Source organism: Microcoleus sp. FACHB-68, from assembly GCF_014695715.1.
GTDB lineage: Bacteria > Cyanobacteriota > Cyanobacteriia > Cyanobacteriales > Oscillatoriaceae > FACHB-68.
This window is the reverse complement of the sequence record NZ_JACJOT010000018.1, coordinates 1-23678: the sequence shown is the minus strand read 5'-3', so window position 1 is coordinate 23678 and position 23678 is coordinate 1. Positions and strand designations below refer to the sequence as shown.

General features: G+C 47.2%; 6 protein-coding genes. 2 read left to right on the top strand and 4 right to left on the bottom strand.

Features of this window, described 5'->3' with window-relative positions; all coding sequences use genetic code 11:
- Positions 1-283 precede the first annotated feature (283 nt).
- The 3 genes from H6F73_RS23850 to H6F73_RS23840 all read right to left on the bottom strand — a co-directional run bounded on the left by H6F73_RS23850 (position 284) and on the right by H6F73_RS23840 (position 15202).
- Positions 284-8131: an FG-GAP-like repeat-containing protein gene (locus H6F73_RS23850; RefSeq protein WP_190761265.1), complete on the bottom strand. Its 7848-nt coding sequence runs from the start codon at positions 8129-8131 to the stop codon at positions 284-286.
- Positions 8132-8550: 419 nt separating this feature from the next.
- Positions 8551-13797 (bottom strand): DUF4347 domain-containing protein, encoded by a 5247-nt coding sequence (locus H6F73_RS23845; protein WP_206754763.1) that lies wholly within the window; start codon positions 13795-13797, stop codon positions 8551-8553.
- A gap of 331 nt (positions 13798-14128) precedes the next feature.
- On the bottom strand, positions 14129-15202 hold the full coding sequence (locus H6F73_RS23840; RefSeq protein ID WP_347239610.1) for a TIGR03032 family protein: 1074 nt from the start codon (positions 15200-15202) through the stop codon (positions 14129-14131).
- A gap of 328 nt (positions 15203-15530) precedes the next feature.
- On the opposite strand from H6F73_RS23840, the gene H6F73_RS23835 reads away from it, so the two are divergent.
- Together H6F73_RS23835 and H6F73_RS23830 are read left to right on the top strand one after the other, a co-directional pair.
- The gene (locus H6F73_RS23835) at positions 15531-16340 is read left to right on the top strand and encodes a glucose 1-dehydrogenase (RefSeq protein ID WP_190761262.1); all 810 of its coding nucleotides are present in this window, start codon (positions 15531-15533) and stop codon (positions 16338-16340) included.
- 10 nt (positions 16341-16350) lie between these two features.
- On the top strand, positions 16351-17241 hold the full coding sequence (locus H6F73_RS23830; RefSeq protein ID WP_242072637.1) for an SMP-30/gluconolactonase/LRE family protein: 891 nt from the start codon (positions 16351-16353) through the stop codon (positions 17239-17241).
- Between the two features lie 100 nt (positions 17242-17341).
- On the opposite strand, the gene H6F73_RS26780 is transcribed toward H6F73_RS23830, so the two are convergent.
- A complete protein-coding gene (locus tag H6F73_RS26780) occupies positions 17342-23047 on the bottom strand; it encodes a choice-of-anchor I family protein (protein ID WP_277882648.1) in 5706 nt (1901 codons plus the stop codon).
- Positions 23048-23678: the final 631 nt, after the last annotated feature.

Genomic DNA, 23678 nt, shown 5'->3' with positions numbered 1-23678 from the left:
TCTGTAGCATTGAAAGAATTTCCAGAAGACGTGGCACGATTTTGACACGCCTGCAATTTCTACTCTAACTAATAAAAATCTGTTTGTGTAAAGGTAATTATTATTATTAAATAAAATAAATATAAGTTAAAGTTTGTGCTTTTTGTTCTGTTGTAAAGCCGGCACTCAATATTATAGGGTGCGTGGCTCACACACCCTACTCCACTTGTAGGAGCAAACTTCTCAGGCACAACCGTCTTATGCCTTTTGCCTTACATCTGAGCAAGGCAGAGGAAATGTGCAACTACAGTTGAACAAAATCATTGACAGTGATCAAGCCGGGTTGCAATCCATTTAGCGTGGCTAACAATTCATCACCGGCACTAATTAAAGTGGCATTATTACCAGCAATAATCGTGAGATTCTCGAAAGTTAAACCGGCACTTAAACCCAGCAAATCTTCACCATCTATAAAATCGGTAATCGTATCGCTGCCGGCACCAGATTTCAGAACAAAAAGATCACTGCCGGCACCGCCGATTAAGGTGTCATTGCCCATATCTCCGTTGAGAATATCATTGCCATTGCCGCCAGTCAGCGTGTCATCATCTTTACCTCCATGCAGACTGTCATTCCCCTCACCCCCATTGAGGTTATCGCTGCCGGCATTACCAAACAGCAAATCATTCCCTTCATTGCCGGCAAGGTTATCACTCCCCATATCGCCGCAAACAATATCATCGCCGGTGTTGCCTGAAAGGATATCCGAGTCTTTGCCGCCGTGAAGGCTGTCATTACCTTCACCCCCATCAAGGGTGTCATCTCCTTGGTTGCCATTGAGGTAATCATCTGCATCACCCCCATTGAGGCTGTCATTGCCAAGGTTGCCTAATAGCTGATCCTTGCCACCACTTCCTAAAAGCGTGTCATTATTTTTGCCACCGTAAAGCGTATCATCGCCGGCATTGCCATCGATGAAGTCATCTCCTTGATTGCCGAATAGCAAGTCATTGCCATCATTACCAACGATGCTGTCATTGCCTTGTTTGGCACTAATCGCATCATCACCACTGGTGCCAGTTAGCGTATCATCGCCATCACTGCCAAAGGTTTGATCAAAAGAGGTGTTGACGAGATCGGTAGTGCCGATGATAACTGGAACACCGTTATTACCGCCGTTGTTATTACCGCCGTTATTGCCGTTATTATTACCACCGTCGTTATCATCAATGGGGATGCCTTGAATTTGAGCATCTAATGCAGCGCCGGTATCTTCTGCAACCACTTGTGAAATTTCTTTCGTGCCGGCACCGGCTTCTCTAATATCCTTCACCACTTCATCCAGCGTTACCTTTTGCACACGAGCAATTTCTTCATCAACTGACTCACCTGTGCTATTCGCAACTGCCTTGTCAATCGCTTGATTACTCTGTGCCATCACTTCAGCAACTGAGGCGATGAATTGTGTATCTACAATCGGGTTAAGATTGGCATCTGTTTGTTTGACGTTTGTTACAGCTTGCTGAATCAGTGTCGCCAACTGCTCGGCTGAACTTAAATCTAAGGTGGTGCCGGCTTTTATTTGAGTGGTGAAAGCCGCCACAACCGCTTTCATGATTGCAGAATTCTCTGCACTCGAAGCGCCATCAATTAAGGCATTTGTTTGGGTAATGACGTTTTGCACCTGCGTCATTGCTACCAAAACTTCCACCCCACCGGCTTGATTATTGTTGGTGGCAAGAATTGGATCAAAGGAGGTTAAGTCAATATCAGAGGGGACAGAAAGCGCTGTAAGAACTTGAGTATTCGCCTCATCCGGCTCAATTCCTTGCTCTATTAAATCTTGAATGAGAGTGGTTAAGAGCGTGATGACTGTAGCAGAAGCCGGTGCAGTTAGAGGCGTTTCTAATGGCAAGCCGGTGGCTGTATCTGTGCCGCCGAATGCTCCGAGCCGGCCTTCCTCTGGGTCAATTTCACCATTATTGTTCGTGTCGAAAGTCTCGAAGGGAATATCGAGATTAAATTCGCCATTGGTATTAGTTGTTGCCGATGGCTCATTGGCATCAACGATGCCATTGGTGTTTGCATCTAAGACGACTGTTGCTCCCGAAATGTAATTATCAATCACCCAGCCACTTGTGTACGATTGCGACTTCCTAATCTCAAATCTATGATTAGCACTGGCTCCCCAAGGGTCAGTTGCTGTTAAATTTACAAAGAAGCTGTTCCATTGAGTGGGAGGAGTCCCCGTCAAAGTAATTGAATTTTCCTGACTGTTGAAATCAAAATTCAGCCAACTGCTGTTTGGACTGCTTTTTATACTACCCCCGTTAGCTAAAGTTAGATTGTAGGTGAGAAGGTCACCATCTGGATCAGTGAATACGTTTTTGATTGGGATTCCGCTGGAGCGGTAACTGCGGTTAAGGTCAATAATTTGCTGTGGCGCATCATTAACAGGTTTGATATTCAAATTGACCGTGTTGCCTGTTGCCGCATAAGCCGTGCCATCTGAACCATTCCAGTTAAAGCTAACTGTTCCATTAGAATTGGTAGTCGGCGTAAAGGTCAGGTTATTGATCGCGGCCACTGCAATTTCTTGATTAACGGTTACGCGATTGCCGGCTAAATTCAGGGTGCCATTTTGAGGCAGAGAAGTTAGCTTAATTTTCGCTAAGCTATCGCCATCTAAATCCCCAAAGGCACCCGTAAAATCAGTTGCAGAAAATCCAATGTTCGTGTCTTCATTACCTTGTTTCACCACCGTATTGACAATCGGCAGGTTATTAACATTATTGACAGTGATGTTAACACTCGCGGCAGCCGTTGCGTAGGCGATGCCATCAAATGCATTCCAAGTAAAGCCGGTTGTGCCGTCGAAGTTGGCATTGGGGGAAAAGACAAGATTTCCTAAAGCTGCCGCCTCAATTTCTTGATTGGCTGTGACAGAGACGCCGCTAAGCTTGAGGGTTCCGTTAGTGGGAAGTGAAGTAATTTTGACTTTGGATAACGGGTTGCCATCCGCATCGCTAAACTGACCCGTAAAGTCAGCGGCGGTAAAGGCAATGTCAGCATTTTCATTACCGGCTTTACTGATATTTCCTAAAGTTGGCGCAGTGTTAATCACATCAACCGCTAGGCTAACATTTGCGCCGGCAGCCGCATAAGCCGTGCCATCAAAGCCATTCCAACCAAAAGTGATAACCCCAGAGAAATCGGCATCCGGTGTAAAGGCAAGGTTTGCTAAAGCAGCCGGCTCAATTTCTTGATTGGCCGTAACAGCCACCCCGTTTAACGTCAGACTTCCATTGTCAGGAAGTGAGGGAATTTTAATTTTGCTGAGAGCATCATTATCTAAATCGCCAAAAGCACTTTGAAAGTCGGTTGCCGTAAAAGTAATTGCCGTGCCGGCACTTCCGATTTTGCTAATTGTACTGACAACCGGCAAGTCATTAATGGGATTGACAATTAAGTTGATTTCTGCATTGCTCGCAGAGTAACTCGTGCCATCAAAACCATTCCAGCCAAAGCTAACATTGCCGTTAAAATTGGCATTGGGAGTGAAACTTAAACCACCTAAAGCTGCTACAGCGATTTCTTGATTTGGAGCAACAGAAACACCATTTAACCTTAGGTTTCCGTTAGTCGGCAAAGCAGTAATTTTTATTTTTGTCAGGCTATCGCCATCAGCATCTGAAAAGGCATTCGTAAAATCAGCAGCCGTAAAGGTAATGGCGGTGTCTTCATTACCAGATTTGCTGATATTACTGACAATCGGCACATCGTTAACAGCATTGATAGTGAGGCTAACACTCGCACCGGCAACTGCATAAGTTGTGCCATCAAACCCGTTCCAGTTAAAGCTTGTGCTGCCGTTGAAATTAGCAGATGGGGTGAAAGAAAGATTGGCTAAAGAAGCCAAGTTAATTTCTTGATTGGCTGTGACAGCAACGCCATTTAAGGTGAGGGTGCCATTGGTTGGCAATGTGGTAATTTTAATTTTTGTTAGGCTGTTGGCGTCAGCATCTGAAAATGCACTGATGAAGTCAGAAGCATTCAAGGAAATAAGGGTGTCTTCATTGGCAGCTTTGCTAATATTGCTGACGGTGGGTGCGTCATTAACAGGTGCAATATTGAGGTTGACTTGGGCGCTGCTCGTTGCGTAGGTGGTGCCATCAAAGCCATTCCAGCCGAAGCTAACATTGCCGTTAAAATTGGCGCTGGGAGTGAAGGCTAAACCGCCTAACGCTGAGCCAGCGATTTCTTGATTGGCAGCGACAGAAACACCGTTTAATGTGAGGGTTCCGTTAGTTGGTAAAGCCGTAATTTTAATTTTCGTCAGCCTGTCGCCGTTAGCATCACTAAAGGCGTTGGTAAAATCAGCAGCCGTAAAGGTAATGGCGGTGTCTTCGCTGCCGGGTTTGTTGATATTGGTTAAGGTGGGGGGTTGGTTGGCGTCGGTGATATTGACGGTGACGGGATTAATTGCGAGTGTGGTGGGATATTCACTAGCGGTACTATAACGGATGCTGTGTGTGATGGTGTCGGTATGGTTACCTTCTACGACGTTATCATTAATGGCTCGTACGGTAATTGTTTGAGGACTGGTATTGGTGCGCGTGAAGGTGGCACTGTTGACAAACGTAATCCCATCTGTGCTGATTTGGGTTTGGCTGTTAGCAACGGCAGTAATATCAACGATACCGGAAGGGATAGTATTTAAAGCAATGGTGTAACTATCGGTTGCACCCCCTTCAGCAACTGAAGTGCTGCCATTTGATTGAACAATGGTAACGCCGGCAATGTCATTGTCAGTGTTGCTGGCATTAACAGAGGGGAAGGTTAAGGCGCTGTAGTTGGTATCACTGCTGGAAACGGTGCCGTTAATTTGATAGGCGACATTGCCATCAGCAACATTATCATTAACGGCAGTGAGGGTAATAGTTTGAGGGGTATTCCAGTTGGTGGAATTGAATATTACGGATGGAGTGACTGCGCCTTCTGCGGTTTTGCTGCTGCTTAAAGCCAGGGTGACATCAGATGTGGGTTGAGTATTTAACCGAATCGTAAAACTTGCGGTTCCCCCGGCTTCAGTGGTGTTGAGCGTGACACCGGCAGGAGTAATCGTAAAACCTGCTGTGTCGTCATTGGTAATCGTCGTCGAGACGGGAGTCGTGATGGGAACGGTTGCTTGAACACCGGCAGGAGTGGTGCTAGGAGTTAGAGAAACTTGAATCGTTTCGTTGGTTTCACTAACCACATCACCGGCAACATTCAGGGTGATGGTAGCAGAGGTTGCACCGGCAGCAAAGTTAACCGTATTGGCAGTATTGGTGATGCCGGTGCCGGCAACGGCTGCGAGGGTGTAATCTGTGTTGTTTGTAGCGGTTCCGTCAAAGCTCAGATCGACGCTGCTAGCAACATTGGTGCGTCCGCTGCGGGTGATGGTATAGGTGATGGGAGTCGTGCCGGTGTTGCCTTCGGTAACGGTGGCGTTGTTGGCAGTAATGGCGTAGTTGATGACATTGTTGGCATGAATCGTTGTTGTATTAAGCAAAACAGAGCTGTTACCACTCCAGTAGTTAGAGGTCGCCAGATCCGGTAAACCATCTGTATTAAAATCGCCCACAGCAGCAGTCCACGGCCCTGTACCAATGCTTAAGTTGCGAGCCGGCCCAAAGTTGCCGGTGCCATCTCCTGAGAGGATGGAGATGTTATCAGTAGGACTGTTGCTACCCACGCCATTGGCAGTGACTAAGTCAAGGAAGCCATCTACATTGAAGTCGCCGGTGGTTACGGAACGAGGCCCTGGCCCGACACTAAAGTTAGTCGCCGCGTTAAAATTACCCCCTCCTGTGCCTACCAGGACGGAAACGGTGCTAGAACCTTCATTGGCTGTGGCTAAATCGAGAATATTATCTCCATTCAAGTCGGCAACGGTAACGCTATAGGGATTTGTTCCAACGCCGATGTTAGTCGCAGTGCCAAAATTACCGCCGCCGGTTCCTAAGACGATAGAAACGTTGTTAGAACTATAATTTGCGGTAACAAAGTCAAGAATGCCATCTGCGTTAAAGTCTCCTGCCGCAACAGATTGAGGTGTTGAACCCACAGCAAAGTTGGTAGCACTACCAAAGCTGCCGGTGCCATTTCCTAACACAATGGAGACCGTGTTGGCGCTAGTGTTTGCCGTGGCGAAGTCAAGATAGGAATCTTGGTTAAAATCACCTGTGGTAACAGACCAGGGGCTTGAACCGACACTATAATTTGTCGCAGGATTAAAGTTGCCGCCTCCTGTTCCTAAGAGGATGGAGACATTGCTGCTGCCCCAGTTGGCGACGGCGATGTCAGGGATATTATCTGAGTTGAAGTCCCCGATGTCGCTAGCAAACGCATAAAGGCCGGTGTTAAAGTTAGTAGCCGTCCCAAACTTGCCGGTGCCATCTCCCAACAAAAGGGAAACATTATTTGTAGCGCGGTTCGGGATGACCAGATCAAGGATGCCATCCCCGTTTAAGTCATCGACAGAGACGTACTGCGGCTGATTTCCTGCGCCAAAGTTGGTGGGTGAACCGAAGCTTGCCACAGGAGTTGTAGTATTAAGCAGAACTGAGGTGGTATTAATCCAGTAGTTTGAGGTCGCCAGATCCGGTAAACCATCTGCATTAAAGTCGCCCACAGCAGCAGTCCACGGCCCTGTCCCAATGCTCAAGTTGCTTGCCGGCTCAAAGTTGCCGGTGCCATCTCCTGAGAGGATGGAGATGTTGTCGGTGGGACTATTGCTGATCACCCCATTGGCGGTGACTAAGTCAAGTTTGCCATCTACGTTGAAGTCGCTAACAGCCACAGAACGGGGATTTGGCCCGACGTTAAAGTTAGTTGCTGGGTTAAAATTGCCCCCTCCTGTCCCTAATAGGACAGAAACAGTGCTAGAACCTTCATTGGCTGTCGCTAAATCGAGAATACTATCTCCATTTAAGTCGGCAACGGCAACAGAATAGGGATTGGTTCCAACGCCGATGTTAGTCGGAGTGCCGAAATTTCCGCCGCCGGTTCCAAAGACGATGGAAACGTCGTTAGAGTTATAATTTGCGGTAGCGAAATCAAGGAAGCCATCTGCGTTAAAGTCTCCCGCCGCAACAGATTGAGGTCTTGAACCCACAGCAAAATCTGTAGCAGCACCAAAGCTGCCGGTGCCGTTTCCTAAGACAATGGAAACCGTATTAGCGTCAGTGTTAGCCGTGGCGAAGTCAAGATAGGAATCTTGGTTAAAATCACCTGTAGTAACAGACCAGGGACTTAGACCGACAGCAAAATTGGTGGCGGGATTAAAGTTGCCGCCTCCAGTTCCTAAGAGGATAGAGACATTGCTGCTGCCCCAGTTGGCTACAGCGATGTCAGGAATATTATCTCTGTTGAAATCTCCGATGTCGCTAGCAAACGCATATTGGCCGGTGTTAAAGTTGGTGGCTGTGCCAAACTTGCCGGTGCCATCTCCCAAGAAAATGGAAACATTGCCGACGCGGTTCGGGATGACCAGATCGAGGAAGCCATCGCCGTTTAAGTCGTCCACGGAGACGTACTGAGGCTTACCTCCTCCGTTAGGCGGAGTTTGTGCGCCAAAGCTAGTGGCTGAACCGAAGCTTGCCAGAACAAAGCTGTAAGATGCCAGCACAGAGGCATCAAATGCTAAGAAAATGTTGACCTTGCCGGTGCTGTATTCCATTTCCCAGTCACCGCCAAGCGCTGCACTGCCGGTTTTATTCGTAGAGGCTGCAACCTCAGTACCTGTTAACTGACTTAGCTTTTGCACAAAAGCTTGACCAACTGCGCCGGCTGCAACTTCGCAACCGTAAAGAATAATCGAAGCACAAGAGAAGTTCTTTGTCCAAGATTGTAGTTTCTTTGTGTAGCGATCTAGGTTATTTAAACTTAAGTTAGTATTGCCTAGTTGCAAAGAACCTGGACTGCCGTGGGAGACAATGTGAAGGGTAGAAATGCCCGTGTGTTGAGCTAAAACTTCCGTAATTTGACTGATTCCATCCCGCAGCGGATCGATGATGATGACTGGTGTGCCGGCTACAGCACCAGCAATTAAGCTTTCTTTGTCGTCAACCGTTGAATCGATAAAAAGGAGATTGGAGGGAGTATTCATGGCGAATGTTTTCTCTACGGTGTACAGGTTTTTATTTGCTGTGAGCTTTGACATTTTGGTGAGAGTTTTTGTGAATTAGATGGTTAGTAGGTAAGTTTTGATTAAAAGCTTCTGTGAAAAATTTATAAAGCTTAAATTGCTTTTTAAGCTGGACAATTTCTATTACATATTGCTGAAATTCACCCAGCTGCCGCAAGATCAATTTAGGATCAATTCCAAATTGATCTTGACAACAACTAATTAAATGTGATATATATTTCATCTCCGCAGCCGCACCAATGCCGGCGGGGAATACCGGCATATTTCATAAAGCACTACAGCCATACGAAGATTGCCGGCAGATTTCTGTATCGGTGCCGGCTGGATAAATAAAAAAAGGGGGTGAATAATTTTCACCCCCTTTTTGATTTTGATGTCAATTAGATTGCTATGAAATCACTTGCAGTAATTAAGTTAGATTGCAAGCCGGTAAGGGTGGCGAGAAGTTCATCACCGGCAAGAATTAAAGTTGCATTATTACCCGCAGTAATCGTGAGGTTCTCGAAGGTTAAACCGGCAGCTAAAGCCAGGAAATCTTCCCCATCGGTAAAGTCAGTGATCGTGTCACTTCCAGAACCCTTGCTCAAGACAAAGTAATCGCTGCCGGCACCTCCCGTGAGGATATCATCGCCTAAATCTCCGTTGAGGATATCATCACCTAAGCCACCGATCAGGGTGTCATTACCTTTGCCGGCATAGAGGCTGTCATCACCTTCACAGCCATCCATAATGTCATTGCCGGCATTGCCGAAGAGAATATCGTTCCCCTCGCCGCCACAAACGGTGTCATTGCCAATATCACCGAGGAGCATATCATCACCGGCACCGCCTTTAAGGATGTCGTTGTCTTTGCCGCCAAATATGGTGTCATTGCCGTCTCCACCATCAATAAAGTCAGCGCCGGTGTTACCGAATAGCAGATCGTTGCCGGCACCACCATTAATCGTGTCGTTGCCCATATCACCGAGAAGGATATCATCGCCTTCTCCGCCTAAAACGGCATCCGCATCTTTGCCGGCACATACTGTATCGTTGCCTTCAGCGCCATCGATGAAGTCATCCCCTTTGTTGCCGAATAATAAATCATTGCCGGCACCTCCATGCAGGGTGTCATTTCCCATGTTGCCGAGGAGAATATCACTGCCTTCTCCGCCTAAGATGGTATCCGCATCTTGTCCGCCAAAGTTGGTATCATTACCCTCACCGGCATCGATGAAATCAGCGCCAATATTGCCAAACAGCAAGTCATCGTCATCACCGCCATAGACATTATCACTGCCGGCCATTGCCATGACAATATCATTACCACTTTCCCCATCAAACGCTTCTGCGGCGGCGGTTCCCATAATTGAGTCATTGCCGGCTTCTCCACCAAAGTCGCTTTGATCAACATTGGGAATAATCGTGCCGACAACTAAATCCGGCGTGGGGAAAATATCGCAAAGGCAACTTGTGCCGGTTGGTGTAGGCGTTAGATTTGGTGCCGATGCCGGTGCCGGTGTAGGCGTTAGATTTGGTGCCGATGCCGGTGCCGGTGTAGGCGTTGGATTTGGTGCCGGTGCCGGTGCTGGTGTAGGCGTTGGATTTGGTCCTGGTGTCGGTGCCGGTGTAGGCGTTGGATTTGGTCCTGGTGTCGGAGTTGGTTCCGGTGTCGGAGTCGGTTCTGGTGTCGGATTTGGTGCCGGTGTCGGTGCCGGTGTAGGCGTTGGATTTGGTCCTGGTGTCGGAGTCGGTTCCGGTGTCGGAGTTGGTTCCGGTGTCGGAGTCGGTTCTGGTGTCGGCGTTGGATTTGGTGTTGAAATTGGTTCTGGTGTCGGCGTTGGATTTGGTGTTGGAATTGGTTCTGGTGTAGGCGTTGGATTTGGTGTTGGAATTGGTTCCGGTGTCGGTGCCGGTGTCGGTTCCGGTGTGGGAGAATTAACTATCCCAGAGATCGCAAAATCAAAAGGATTTTCGTTGGTGTCGTTGCTGGTAAATGAAAGAGTGCCAGTGGAAGTGCCAATCGTAGCTGCATCCAATTGAATTTGCAAAGAGGCTTGAGTATTCGCCGCTATTGTAGCCGGCAAATCGCTGATCACACTGAAGCCGGTCGGTAACTGCAACTCACTGAAATTAAGTGCTGCAGTCCCAATATTTTTAATGGTGAAGGTTTTGTTAATAGCAGCGCCAACAATGGTGCTACCAAAGTTCAGCGCATCTGTTGAACCATCCGCAATATCGCTCGTTCCATCTAAAACCTGAATTTCTGGTTCGGGAAGGGCTGTAACTGTTCCGGCAATTGCAAAGTCAAACAGATTTTCATCAGTATCATTCGTGGTGAATGAAAAAGCGCCACCGGCATTGCCAACCGTTGCTGCATTCAGTTGAACTTGCAAAGAGGCTTGAGTGTTTGCTGCTAGAGTCGTTGGGAAATTGCCGGCAAGGGTGAAACCGGCAGGAAGTTGCAACTCGCTCAAGTTAAGTGCGGCGGAGCCAATATTGCTGAGAGTGAAGGTTTTGGTTAGGTTAGTACCAACAACGGTGCTGCCGAAATCTATTGGAGTTGTTGAACCATCCGCAATATCGATGGCACCTTCTAAAACCTGAATTTCTGGTTCGGGAAGGGCTGTAACCGTGCCGGCAATAGCAAAGTCAAACAGATTTTCATCAGTATCATTTGTAGTAAATGAAAGTGTGCCACCGGCATTGCCAACCGTTGCTGCATTCAGTTGAATTTGCAAAGAGGCTTGAGTGTTTGCCGCTAGCGTAGTTGGAAAATTGCCGGCAAGGGTGAAACCGGCAGGAAGTTGCAACTCGCTCAAGTTAAGTGCGGCGGAGCCAATATTGCTGAGAGTGAAGGTTTTTGTCAGGTTAGTACCAACAACGGTGCTGCCGAAATCTATTGGAGTTGTTGAACCATCCGCAATATCGATGGCACCTTCTAAAACTTGTATTTCTGGTGCTGGGATATTATAAGTGACGGTATTATCGCCACCGATGCCGGCAATACTGAAATTGCCGACAGCATCAACCGCAGCATTGGCGGCGATGCCGGCAGTTACTGTTCCGCTGCTAGTCATGCCGGTGACGGCGACGTTATAAGTCGTGCCGGCAGCGTCAACCGGCGTAACAATTGCGGTGGTTGCGCCGGCACTCCCACTGAGAGTGATATCGCTGCTATCAAAGCCGGTGACATTTTCGGAAAAGACCACCTGATAATTGATCGTCTCCCCTATTGCCGGATCACCTTGATTGATTGCTTGATTTATGGTGTAGGAAGGGCTGGTTAAATCAGCAGTCCAAGTGATGTTTCCACCGGCAGCTAAGGCGTTACCCGAATTATCAGTGATATTGCTAACCGCTAAGGTGAGTTGGTAATTGCCATCACTAGCGGTAATGCCCGCCAAATTACTCAGCATCCAAATAATATTGTCGTTTGTCGTAAGCGTTTCCGCCCCTGTGAGCAGATTTGCACCGCCGTTCAGCGTTAGGCTGAAGTCTGCTAAATCGAAACCTTGGACAGCTTCGCTAAAGGTAATGCTAAGGTTGCTGACACTGCTATTGCGGGGGTTAGTAGTGATGGGAGCAAGGGTGACACTCGGAGCGGTTGTGTCTAATAAGTTATAAGTCTGTCCCGTGAAACTGCCGTCAAATAAGGTGCCAGCGGTGCCGGTGCCGGCGAGGGGTTGTGCTGTAGCGTTGGTGATGGAATCATTATCGACTAGGTTTAATCCAATCGTGCCATTGCCGGTGCCGGTGTTTACGGTGACTGTGTAGAGATTGCTATTACCGGCAACATTGATAATCGAGGCATTTGCAAGGGTGCCGGTGGTGACTAAGCTAAAGTCTGATGCGTCTACGCCGATGACGTTTTCACTAAAAGTAACCGTGTAATTGACACTGGCAGAGGCGGGGGGGTCAAGATCGGCACGGTTGATTGAGGTGACAGAAGGGAAAAGTTGATTAAACGTGTTCAGCAGCACAGAGACGCTGTTGCCGATGCGGTTTGCCGTTGCCAAGTCGGGCCGGCCATCTCCGTTAAAATCGCCTGAGATAACGGTTTGAGGACTACCCCCCACCGCAAAACTCGTTCCAGGTGTAAAGTTACCCGCGCCATCTCCCAATAACAAAGAGACGTTATTTGAGCCATAGGCTGACACTGCCAAGTCTAGATTGCCATCATTGTTGAAGTCTTCCGTAGTGACGGAACGGAGATTAGTCCACTCTCCTTGGAGAAGGGTATGGGTAAAGCTGCCGGTGCCATTCCCTAAGAGGATCGAGACAGTGCTGCTGTTAACAAGACCATTAAGGTTGCGGTTTGCCGTTGCCATGTCCAGGGTGCCGTCGCCGTTAAAGTCCGCCACGGCAACAGAATAGGGACGAGATCCGACGCCAATATTGGCGGAAGTGGTAAAGTTGCCGCCGGTGCCATTGCCTAACAGCACAATGACATTGTTGGTGATTGCGTTGGCAACGCTAATGTCGGGGTTACCGTCGCCATTGAAGTCCGCCACGGCAACGGGACGGGGACGGGGAGCAACCATTCCTGGAAGGGGAATGGTGGCGGAAGTGGTGAAGTTGCCGGTGCCATTTCCTAAAAGCACGGAGAGGTTGTCACCGACATTATTGCTGCTGACGATATCGAGGTTGCCATCGCGGTTTAAATCCCCAACTGCGAGGTTGCGAGGACTTGCCCCAACAGTTGGGGGGGTGGGGGTAAGGGTGAAGTTGCCGGTGCCATTCCCCAAAAGGATAGACAGGTTGTTGGAGGTGCGGTTCGCTGTGGCGATATCGGAGTTGCCGTCGTTGTTGAAGTCGGCAACGGTAATAGCAGTAGGATTCGCCCCCACAGGCAGGGCGACAGTGGCGAACGTCGTAAAGCTGCCGATGCCATCCCCCAAAAGCACGGAGACGTTGTTTGAGCCATCATTTGCCACGGCAATGTCTAGGTTGCTGTCGCCGTTGAAGTCTCCTTTGGCGAGGTAGTAGGGCGTTGTCCCCACTGCAAAGTTAGTGGCAGGGCCAAAATTCAACACCCCTGGGTATGTTTGCAGGACTGGTGGTGTAAATGCTAAGGATGAAGTAATTTCGCCAATTGTAAAGTCTAGTTTCCAGTCACCGCCTTTTGCTGCGCTGCCGGTTGGGTTGGTGGAGGCGGCGATTTTTGCACCTGTTAGCTGGTGCAGCCGGCGCAGAAGAGATTTCTCGCCGGCTGCCACGTTGCAACCGTAAATCAGGATTTCGGCGTTCTCGGTTAAGGCGGTTTTCCACTGCTGCAACAAGCCGGTGTAATCGTTGAGCGTTTCCAGGCTTAATTGGCTATTGCCTAAATAGAGGCTGCCGGTAGAACCGTGAGAGACGATATGCACATTGGAAGTCAGTGAGCCGGTGAGCGCTTCGGTGATTTGCTCGATGCCATCACGGAAGGGGTCAAGAATGAGAACCTCGGCCCCTTTCTGAATGCCGGCTGCTAACAGTTCCCAAGCTTCTACTCTGGTATCAATCGCTACCAGCATCCCCTTTGCTGAGATTGTGAAGTTGCTATCGGAGTTTTTCTGAGCTATTTGGATTTCTGTGCCTCGATAGGCTTGATTTTGGCTGCAATTGGGGGTGATGTTACTGTAGCGGTTAACGGTGGCAATTTGCATTGTCATTATTGCTCTGTTATCAATTGTTAGCGTTGGTTTGTTAGCAGTTAGTCGTAAAGTGTTTATTTACGACTAACCTTCGCTAACTCATTTCTTATACAGATATAAAGACGCCTATCCCTGTACAGCTATAAAAACTCAATTCGAGCCAATTGTGTTGCCAAATTGGCAGGTTTTTACACAAAAATATGCTGGCTGCTCATCGAATAATTAGTTCTGACCAAAATAAAATTCTGTCCATCCAAAAAGAGATTGGCAAAAGGGTTGATCTTAGGGGATCAGGGAATTAGAGAGTGGGCTGTGTAAGGGGAAATTCTCTAGGAGTAAAAAATTAAACAGATTGCATGGGATCAAGGGTGATCAGCCGGCTGATTTCGTCTGTCTGAAAGCCTAAGGCCATCGGTCGCCGCACGTTGGGTAAGATTTGGATGTCATACAGTTCGGCAATTAGTCCTTCAAATCGCAACCAGTGAACAATTGCGCCGGTGTTCAGATTTATCACCATAAATCCGCAGCGAGGCTCTGCATCTTTGGCAATTAATTCTTCATTGAGTGCTAGTCCAGAAAAGGTTTTCTCTTCGCTTCTTGGTTTTGACAGCCCGACGATGGCATAATCTTTCCAAAAGGCTAATCCGCGAAGATAGCCGGGACAGAAAGTAATGGGTTCAAATTTTCCGGTTTTTATATCTACAGAACCGAAAAAGCCGGTGCCTGAATTTAATAACCATAATTTGTCCCGATACCAGCGAGGTGAGTGTGGCATGGATAAGCCGGCTAAAATAATTTCGTTAGATTCTATGTCAATAACGCAGCCACTTGCTTGTCTTCTGTCTCGCCATCCGTCAATAACGTCAGATTGACTGACTGCCGTAACAAAACGGGGTTTTCCCTCTACCATTGCCAAGCCGTTGAGATGGCAGCGATCTTCGTTGATGACTTTGGAAATAAACGGAGGTTTCCACAGAGGCGTGCAACTGTTCCGCTCGCTTACAGTGGCTAAGCAATTTAGTAAAGTAGAGACAAAAATGATTCTGCCGGCATTATCTACGGCAATATCATGAATATCTAAATCGCCGGTTGTATAAGCAATTCGCGGGATATAAAGTTTGTCGTGCCCTTCGTAAAGTTGTGCGGGTAGCAGTACGTTGTCTAACTGCCAAAGTTGATACTTTGTACTCAAGTAAAGGCGTTCAGGCGTTGCGTAAAGTCCCATTGCTCGATTAAACAAACGCTCAAATCCAGAAAATTCTCCTTCTGAATTGACGCCAATAAACATCAGGCGTGAGGTTTGGTAGGTTGTGAAGGCAAGGCTGATCTGTTCTTCTTGCAACCAGTCGAGAAACTGGCGGGAGTAAGTGGTTTCTAAGGATTGAGCGGTTGTTGATGAGGAAATGTTTTGATTCACCCTAAGAATTCTCCGATAAGTTTTTATTTTAAAAGCCAGCATTCGGGGATTAGCAAAGATGAAATTTTACGATTGTTGGGGGGTATCAGCCGGCAAGGGAAAATTTTAGGTTCAGTAAAGACAAGCACCATTAAGCTAGTGAGATATAAATTCAGCCCAATTAGGGGCGCAACTGTCACTAAGAACAACACAGGCAATGAGCTTCTTTACCCCTATAGTAATAGCAGTTATAACCTTTGATAGATCCATCAAAAGTTGTCGCTAGATATAATCTACAGGGCTTAAGCCAGTTAATCTCTAAGCTCGTAGATATTTACTGTGAGGCGTTATGAGAGGATTGCAGGGCAAGACAGCACTGATTACAGGGGCTTCCTCAGGGATTGGACAGGCAATCGTAATCCGGCTAGCACAAGAAGGCTGTAATGTTGCCATTAATTATCGCAGCAATCCAGAGGCAGCACAAGAGACGGAAGAGCAAGCCATGCAAACCGCTTGCAACCAGGTAGAGAATTGTGGTGTGCAGTCACTCTTGGTGCAGGCGGATGTTTCTCAAGAAGCGGATATTATCCGCATGGTTGAAACAGTTATTGAAAAATTTGGCAGTTTAGATATTCTGGTTAACAATGCCGGTATTCAGACAGAGAAAGCATCTCACGCAGTTGAAACACAAGAGTTTGATCGAGTGCTGAGTGTGAATTTACGGGGTGCTTATCTTTGTGCCAGAGAAACCCTAAAGCATTGGGTAGAACAAAAGCGATCAGGTGTGATCATCAATATTTCTAGTGTGCATGAAATCATTCCTCGCCCCATGTATGTCAGCTATTCGATCAGTAAGGGGGGCATGGGAAACCTGACGAAGACCTTGGCACTAGAGTACGCAGCCCAAGGAATTCGCGTCAATGCGATCGCACCCGGTGCCACCGTTACCCCAATTAATGATGCCTGGACAGAGGATGCAGAAAAGCGGGCTGTGGTGGAAAGTCATATTCCGATGGGGCGCGCCGGCACTTCGGAGGAAATGGCAGCAGCCGTAGCATTTTTGGCATCCGATGAAGCGGCTTATATCACTGGACAAACCCTGTTTATTGATGGCGGATTGACCCTCTACGCTGACTTTCGAGAAGCCTGGTCTGCTTAAACAAAAAGGTATGGGTGACAACTTTATGACAACGACTCAGACATTGGTTCAAAACGTCCTCAATGCCCGTGCGCGGCTGGGGGAAGGCCCACTGTGGGATGAGAATAACCACCGGCTTTATTGGGTTGATATCCATAACCATCGTGTCCACCAATTTGATCCGGCAAGCCGGCAGAATCGCTACTGGGATGTGGGAGATTTGGTAAGTGCGATCGCATTGGCTAGCAGGAATCGATTACTGATGGCGCTGAATGATCGCCTCGCCTTCCTAGATATCCAAACCGGCAGCATCGAAAATCTGTGCCGGTTTGAATTTCCCCATCCGGATACCCGCCTCAATGATGGCAAGTGCGATCCTCAAGGGCGCTTTTGGATCGGTTCCATCAGCGAAGCGCCGGGGCAGGCAGCCCTTTACCGCTATGATCCAGATGGTTCTTTGCATGAGATGGAAACCGGGTTAACCATTTCTAACGGATTGGGCTGGAGTCCTGATGGGGCAACGTTTTACCTAACTGACTCACCCCAACGCAAAATCTTTGCCTATGACTTTGAGGGTGAAACCGGCTCAATTGGCAATCGTCGCGTATTAATTGACCTCGGTGATGAAGCCGTAGAACCCGACGGACTGACAATCGACCAGCAAGGTAATCTTTGGTCAGCCCTCTGGGATGGCTGGTGTGTGGTGCAATTTAGCCCAACCGGCAAAGAAATTCAACGCATTAAGCTGCCGGTGCAATGCCCCACCTGTCCCACCTTTGGAGGCAAAGATTTAACTGAGCTTTACATCACTTCTGCATCGGTGGGACTGAGTCAAAAACAAATTCAACAAGGGTTTTATGCGGGTGATTTATTTTGCCTCTCACCCGTTTCCCCCGGAATGCCAACTTATCGATTTAACTAAGCCGATATTCTTCTGTAAGCCAGTAATTTTTATAAAAATAAATCGGGTGGATAATGTCTTTGCTAAACTTTATCCACCCGATTTTTGAGGTTAATTTCGATTAAATGAGAACGAAATCATCGGCAGTAATTGAGTTAGCCGGCAACCCGTTGACTGTGGCGAGAAGTTCGTCGCCAACACGAATCAACGTGTTACTGTCGGAAGCCGTGATGGTGAGGTTCTCGAAGGTTAAACCGGCAGTTAAGACAAAGAAATCTTCACCGGCTGTAAAATCGGTGATGGTATCGCTACCGGCATCTTTGCTCAAGACAAAGCGATCACTGCCGGCACCGCCGGTTAAAGAATCGTCGCCTGAATCTCCGTTGAGAATATCATCACCGGCACCGCCTATCAGGGTGTCATCGTCCTTGCCGGCATAGAGGCTATCATTGCCATCGCCGCCATCCAAAAGATCCTCACCGGCGTTGCCATAGAGTGCATCGTTGCCGCTATCCCCGCTCAGGGTATCATCTCCCTGTCCGCCACACAGCAGATCCGCGCCGGTATTGCCGATGAGAATATCATCGTCTTTGCCGCCGTGAAGGCTATCGTCACCAACACCGCCATCGAGAATGTCTTTGCCACTGTTGCCGCTGAGATAGTCATTTCCCTCACCGCCAAACACGGAGTCATCGCCGCGATCACCCAGCAGCACATCTGCTCCGATATTACCTTTGATTAGGTCGTTATCTTGGCCGCCCTGAATGGTGTCGTCTCCTTCATTGCCATCAAGGGTGTCACTGCCGCTGTTACCGTTGAGGTAGTCGTTGCCGGCATTTCCTAAAACCGTGTCATCACCTTGTTCACCAAATAGGAAGTCATCCCCATCCTGTCCCAGAACCGCATCATTTTCTTTACCGGCAAAGATCACATCGGTATCGTTGCCGCCATCGAGATAATCATTGCCGGCATTTCCAAATAGAATGTCTATTCCGTTACCGCCAATGACATTGTCATTACCACGATTACCGAAAAGCAAGTCACTGCCGGCAAACCCGTAAATGCCTTCTGCAGTTTCTGTGCCGGTTAGTGTGTCATCTGACTCCCCACCATTCAGCGTTGTTTGAACTAAATTGACGTTGGGAATAACGGTGATGCCGGTGCCAAGGTTCCCTAGATCCGGAGTACCGGGAGTTGGCGTTGGCGTTGGAGTTGGATTTGGGGTTGGGGTTGGGGTTGGATTTGGGGTTGGATTTGGGGTTGGATTTGGAGTGGGAGTGGGATTTGGTGTGGGAGTTGGCGTTGGGGCAGTTGCCACCTGATAAACTGTCGTTGTGCCGCTGATTTCATTGGCAACTGCCAGCAACGGTTCACCTGTGGGACTATCTTCGGCTGAAATAAACTTCAACCCTTCCGGAGAAATATCGTTTCCGAGTTCGCCGGTAAAATCGTTATTGTTGAGGTATTGAGCGAACTTTGGCGCGGTTGGATCGCTGATATCATAAACCATCACCCCACTGATGCGTTCTAAGGCAATAAAGGCATAAGTGCGTCCCTCAATTACCCCTGTGACAACGCTTTCAGGTTCTGGCCCTTTGTTGTCGCTGCGGGAGTCAAAACTGCCGGTGTCGCCATCAGAATTAAACGCTTCGGGTACGAAGGCAGCGGTTAAGCGTTCAAAATCGTTGCCACTGTCATAAACCAGAGTTCCTTCGGTATCCCAAATTGAGAAGGAACGACCGCCAAAGGCATAAAGTTGGTCATAGTCCCCATCGCCGTCAGTATCGCCATTTGCGGTTGTGACATTTAGCCGGCCTAAAGTGTCCTCTGCTTGCAATTCTGCGGCATTCGGGAAAGCGATAGGATCGAGCGTTAAATCTGCAATTCGTGCTTCTTCGCTGAAGCCATCATAATCGCGGCTATCCCCTTCATTTGCAGTGATTAAATACGTTTGACCATTCACTTCAAATGAGCTGATGGCATCCGGTTGATACATCCCAAAAATCGGCCAGTTGCGAATATTAATCCCACCATCTTTATCGCTGGCATCTAAACCGTTATTGAGGGTAATTAATGCCAGGGTTGGATTTTGAGGTTCAGAATTAGGATTTAATGCGCCGGTTAGTGAATCAAAGCCGCCTTCTAATTGGAAATCATTGTCATTGACAACTGCAATGGTATTTTTGTCAACAAATGCCAATCCTTCTGCTTTGTCTGCAAAGTCGTAGCCGGCTTTAACCAAATCGACATACAATTCTTTGCTCACTGGCACAATATTTGATGCGGAAAGTTGCTCAGTTGTCAAGCTTTCTAAAGAACCGGCAATGCTAGCATCTAAGGTTGTGAGATTAGTCGCGCCGGCTAAATTAATTTTGAATACCTTTTTATCGGTATTCGCGCCAATCGCATCATCTCGCTCAATGACTAAAAATTCCCCATTTCCAACGGCTACCGCATCTCCCAAGCGATCTGCTGCGCCGCCTTCTAAGCGATAGAGATATTCGCCGGTGGTGGTGTTGGTTTCCGTGTCAAATTCTAAAATTCGCAGATTCAGGGATTTTTTAGCGTTGCCATCGTTGGCAACATCTGGGTTATCAATCGCACTTTGAATGAAGGCATAAATTTTGCCATTTTCATAGGCAATCGCTTCAAATCCCCGATTTGCTCGTCGCTGTGCATAAACTGCCGGCAACGCTTCTGTGCCGGTTGTTTCCCCAGATCCTTGCGGAACAAAGCGATCAATTAGCTTACCATTTGCATCAAAATGATAAAGGGAAGGCCGGTATTCATCCGCCATCCAGTAAGTGTTATCATCTGCTTTGACAATACCTTCGAGATCCGCACCCAAAGGATCGAGTGATAACTGATTTCCAAATAAATCAATGGGAACTTCATCAGAATAAGCCAAGCCATCAGTGCCGGCAAGATTTGGCAAGCCGGTGAGTGCAGTTCCATCGGGTTTTGTTAAGCCAACACGATCACTGATTTCGAGGGTGCCGGTTGAGCGATCTAATTCAAAACGAATCCACTCTGGCTGGAAATTTGGCAGCGCGAAAGGACGTTCGTTAATTCCATCCCCATTTGTATCAACCGGCTCTGCATTCGGGCCACGATCCGTGTGAGTGATAAACTGTAAGTTGCCGGTTTCTGGGTTCTTCCCTTCATAGAATAAACCAGAAAAACCACCCAGCAAAATATTATCACCGGCTTCTGTTGTTCCCAATGTCGGCAAGTTAGTGAAGGTAAATTTTTCTAGCTTGCCGGCATGATTCTTGAACCCTAAAGGTAAGATATCAGTAATCTCATTGGTTGTGAGATCAAGCTTTGCAATTGCATTGTTTTCTTGCAGAGTTACCCAGGCAGTTGTTGAATCTTCAGAAACCGTAATGTATTCTGGTTCAACATCTTGAGCGAGGGTGGCATTTGGCCCAAAAAGGCGGAATCCCTCTGCTTTTAATTGATCAATCGGTGTGTTAATCCCTGTAAATGAAGCTGTATTTACGGAGGCATTGTCCACGCCATCAAAAAGGTCAATAATACTGACAGAACCTTCTGGATCGTTCGTGTAATCATCGCTTGGTTCGCCTTCATTTGCCACCAGCACCTTTGTACCATCTGGGGTAAAGGTTACCATATCAGGCAGCGAACCAACGGTTACCGAGTTTAAAAAGGTGCCGTTTGTATCAAAAAAAACAACACTGCCGGCTGCTTGCTTATCCGCATTCTCTACTGCTACCGCAACAACGCCATTGTTGACAGCGACGCTATTGGCAACTGCACCATAAGGCGTGACATCAATTTCAAAATCCTTAACCAAATTTGTCGGATCAGAAGCACTCAAAACATCAATGACGGCAGCTTGCGCGTTTACTACAAATAAGCGCTGTGTGGTTGCGTCATAGGCAACAATTTCAGCCGCACTTTCACCGACAACTCCACTGTCGTAAGTGCCTAGCGGCGTAAAGGTTAAAATGCCTCCCACCGGCACTTCATCTTCGCGTGCAGCAAGATTTTGAATGCGCTGATCTTCACTTGCCGGTGCATCTGCAAAGTTGAAATTTCCAATACTTTTGAGGTAATCGGATAAAGCTTTTTGCTCAGTGCCAAAAGTATTAAAATCGGCTGTCGTTTCTGCCGGCACTAAATCCAGCCGGTTTGAGGTTGCCGCAAATTCTGGGAAAGGGTAACTGTCACCACCGCCGGCTAAGAAATTCAGCGTCACAATGCGAAATGTCCGATCTGGATCGCCAATCACTTCCCCATTTTGGACAACCGTATCGATTGGATTGCCGGCATCATCTTTCACGACCAAAGTTTGCACCCGATCACCAGCCGGTAAACTCGGATCGAAGCTAAATGCCATACCGCCAACTTGCGGAAATTGACCGGGAGTTGCGCCTTCTGCAGTTGCAGCAACCCCATGTTCAATTGTTTGCAATAACTGTTCGGCTGTCAGCGTTAGCAGAGTGAGTTGGTTGTTAAATCTCAGAGAGTTTTCAATATCAAGCTGAGATACTTCTCCTGCTTCTTTCCCTGCCAGTGGATTCGCAAGTGGAGGAATTTTTTCCCCTGCACTTGGATCGGTTCCAGGTGCCGCACTAATCGCGCCAATAGAGTCACGAATACCGCCCCCATTTTTTATAGAAATAACCGCAGCAGGGTCAACTTGACGAGCCGCGAATAAGTTGGCATCGGCTGTCAAGTTTCCTAAGTTAGTTTCTTGCGTTCTAACATCATTTCTCGCACCGTTGAGAAATACGTCTGTTTCGCCAAAGATATTACTATCTTTCGTAACGATAACTTCTTCCAGGGCATCCGTAATCGCTACAACTTCTGAATCAGGTTCTGGATTGCCTAAATCCGTAACGCCTTGTTCGTCTGTTGCATAAGCACCGCTAATTTCTGGATCAATACTTTCGGGAATTAATACCCCGTTATCGTCAAATTCTGCAACTAATCTGCCAACATATCTGTAGTTGGCAGCAGAATTAATAACGGCAACGGGTTCACCACTAGCAGAAGTTTCTAGGATAGGATAAACGCCTTCCGCAGCATCTCCAACTCTGAGGCGATCTGTTTCATCTGCCAAGAGTGTATGAGAACCGCCGGCAATAATTACATCGACATTTCGCAAGCGAGAAGCCAGCTCAACTTCGATATTTAACTGCTGCATATGCGCCAGCAGGATAATTTTGTTAATGCCCTGCGCGACTAAGGCATCGATAGCCGGTTGAATCGCAGCGGCAAGTGCATCATAATCTTCTTCATTTTCCGGTAAAACTCCAACGCCACCAGGGGAAGAAATGTCGGGTAAAAGAGGTGTTGTCGCACCGATAATACCGATAGGTTGTCCTTGAACAGTGATCACTGTACTTTTGGCGATGCTGTTAGGCAGAGGCGCTTGTCCATCGGGAACGACAAATCTTGCTAAGTTGCTGTCGCTGCTAAAATTCAAGTTGGAACTGAGGTAAGGAAAAGCAGTGCCGGTGTAATTTCCACTTTTCCCAATCAAAGAAGCCACCGTTGAAGTACCGAGATCGAATTCATGGTTGCCAAAGGCAGCAGCTTGAAACCCAATCTCATTAGCAATGGCAATGTCGCCTCTTCCCGCGCCTTCTCCCCCTAATTCGTCGCGCAAACTGCTGTCACTACTCGCCGCCAAAAACGGCCCCGGTATGTAATTGTCTCCTGAAGATAAAATCAGTGTTTGTTCAGCAAATTCAGCCTTCAGTGCGTTAACAACGGCTGAAAATCGGGGCGCATCTTCTAGCGCTGCAACACCACCTTCAAGATCAGAAGCGTGCAGAATTTGCAATGTGATTGCCATTTTTTAGTTTCCTGACAAAAATGAAAACGTTATTTCTTGAGTTTGCTCAGTTGATACGCTCTCATTACCAGCTAAAGATATAGTTATGTTAAAGTTAAGTTTATTTAAAATTTATGTTATAGTTAAGTGGTTTTTAATTAAAACGTATATAAACCACTTCTAAATACCTTTTTAAAGAAAATTTGTCATCAACAAGGTATTTAGGTATCTGATTAGATAATCAGATTGAATATCCCTACAGTAGTTTTATTTTTAATAAAAAATAATGTTATGGAAAAGTTGTTTTAATTTTACCGAACTTACTATATAAAACAACTAAAAAAATACTAAGTTAAAAACTTTTTGTTTTTACGCTGTTCAAGTTTGTTAATACAAAAGCTCTTTTTTAAATCGGGCATAATTTATTGTTAAAACTTTCAACAAACTCTTGTGTTAGTAGTTGGACAAAAACAAAATGTAGCGTTTTTAGTACTTGTGATACTAAATTCGGTTATAATAGGCTATTTATAATCCGGTCAGGCAAAAAAGTAAAAAGCAATGCCCAGAAAAGCGCATCTAGCCAATCATCTCAAAGAAGATGAACTGAAACAAAAGTATATAACAAGTCAAGACCCAGTGGAAGCAAGGAGAT

Bases quoted from the DNA above. Each gene is read 5' to 3' on its own strand.
- H6F73_RS23850 (WP_190761265.1), bottom strand. From the start codon at position 8,131: ATGAATACTCCCTCCAATCTCCTTTTTATCGATTCAACGGTTGACGAC.
- H6F73_RS26780 (WP_277882648.1), bottom strand. From the start codon at position 23,047: ATGGCAATCACATTGCAAATTCTGCACGCTTCTGATCTTGAAGGTGGT.
- H6F73_RS23845 (WP_206754763.1), bottom strand. From the start codon at position 13,797: ATGCAAATTGCCACCGTTAACCGCTACAGTAACATCACCCCCAATTGC.
- H6F73_RS23830 (WP_242072637.1), top strand. From the start codon at position 16,351: ATGGGTGACAACTTTATGACAACGACTCAGACATTGGTTCAAAACGTC.
- H6F73_RS23835 (WP_190761262.1), top strand. From the start codon at position 15,531: ATGAGAGGATTGCAGGGCAAGACAGCACTGATTACAGGGGCTTCCTCA.